We start from the raw sequence: 1354 nt of genomic DNA, 5'->3' as shown, positions 1-1354 counted from the left end.
CTATAGGAACTAAACGCGTTGTTTTAGGTTCTGTGTGTGGGTTTGGTTGTGTGTTGGTCAGAGTGTGGTGTCGGGGTATCTGACTGGTGTGTGGAACTCGTTCCAGTTGATGGCGGTGCCGTAGTGTTCGGGCTCGTCCTGTTCCTGTCTGGTTTCCCGTTTGGGTGCTGGTTGTGGCTGGTGGTGTTCGTCCCTGATCAGGCTGGCGGGGTCGGGGTTGTCGGTTTTCATGTAGCAGTGCCATTCGCAGGCGCGTCTCATGTGGCTCTCGGGTAGGCCGTGGTGTTGCAGGAGGGTGCGTTTGATGGGTGGGTTGACTCCTCCTTCCAGCCGGTTGGTGGTGCGTTCCACTGGCCCGCCGGCGGTGGGTTCGGGTTCCAGGAAGGCGAAGAGCTGCCTGTCTTGGAAGAGGTGTTCGAGCCTGCGGTAGCAGCGGCGGAGTTCCTGGTGGGTCCACCACCAGGATTGGTGGCTGGCTTTGGGGTTGGCTGGGTCGTCCTTGGCCATGGTGCGTTCGTCGATGAGGGTTTCCCATCTTTCGTGCCAGGCGTTCAAGGCCTCACCCCAACGCACCGCTTCCTCGATGGTATGGACCCGGGTGAGCTGGTCGGAGAGTCGCTTGAGTTCCTTGCCGGCCTGAAGTCGTGGTTTGAGTGTCGGGTCGGTTTTGGTGTTGCGTTGCACGTGCACCAGGCAGCGTTGGATGCGCGTGCCCGGCCAGCAGGCATGGCAGGCTTTCTGCACGCCGCGAAGGCCGTCGGTGATGAGCACGTCGGGCCCGGGGATGCGGGAGAACAGGGCCGTGTAGGCCGCCGTGTTCTCCTGATGGCACCACTGCCGGTCGATGACCTGGCCCGTCTGCCCGTCGATCGCTATCAGGAGGCACCAGCCGTGTGCCATATACGTGCCGTCGGCCATGAGCGTGTGATGGACCACCCCGTCCGGTGTGATTGCCGGCTTGATGTTCCAGCACCAGCCGACCCGTTTACGCCAGGCCCTGGCGCCCATGGCCCCCATCTGTTCCCGGGTCCTGCCCGTCAGCAGCCAGTCCGGGAACTCCCTCAACTGCGCGGCGCGGGCCCGGTCCTGCCTGCGCGCGGTGGACGTGATCGAGCAGGACGGACACATCCAGCGCTGCGTGCCTGATCTGTTGCGCCCATGCCTGCGCATCCGCCCATGGCATATGGGGCAATGCCTGGCCCTCTTCGATCTGGTTCTCATTCCCCAATCGAACAGGAACGGGCACCCCTGCAAGACCCCTATTAACAACCCGACCTATTAACAACCACCCAACACGCTTACAGCCACAAGGCCAAACCCCCAACATAAACAACGCGTTTAGTTCCTATAGCCC

At 62.1% G+C, this 1354-nt stretch carries 1 protein-coding gene; it reads right to left on the bottom strand.

Going from position 1 to position 1354, the window contains the following annotated elements; translation table 11 throughout:
- Nucleotides 1-57: 57 nt before the first annotated feature.
- Entirely contained in the window at nt 58-1221 is a 1164-nt protein-coding gene (locus GKC41_RS08675; RefSeq protein WP_154313846.1) for an IS1249 family transposase, read from the bottom strand.
- Nucleotides 1222-1354 lie beyond the last annotated feature (133 nt).

This window comes from Bifidobacterium asteroides (assembly GCF_009683175.1).
GTDB lineage: Bacteria > Actinomycetota > Actinomycetes > Actinomycetales > Bifidobacteriaceae > Bombiscardovia > Bombiscardovia asteroides_H.
The sequence above is the reverse complement of the archived record's forward strand: the minus strand, read 5'-3'. Positions and strand labels throughout refer to the sequence as shown.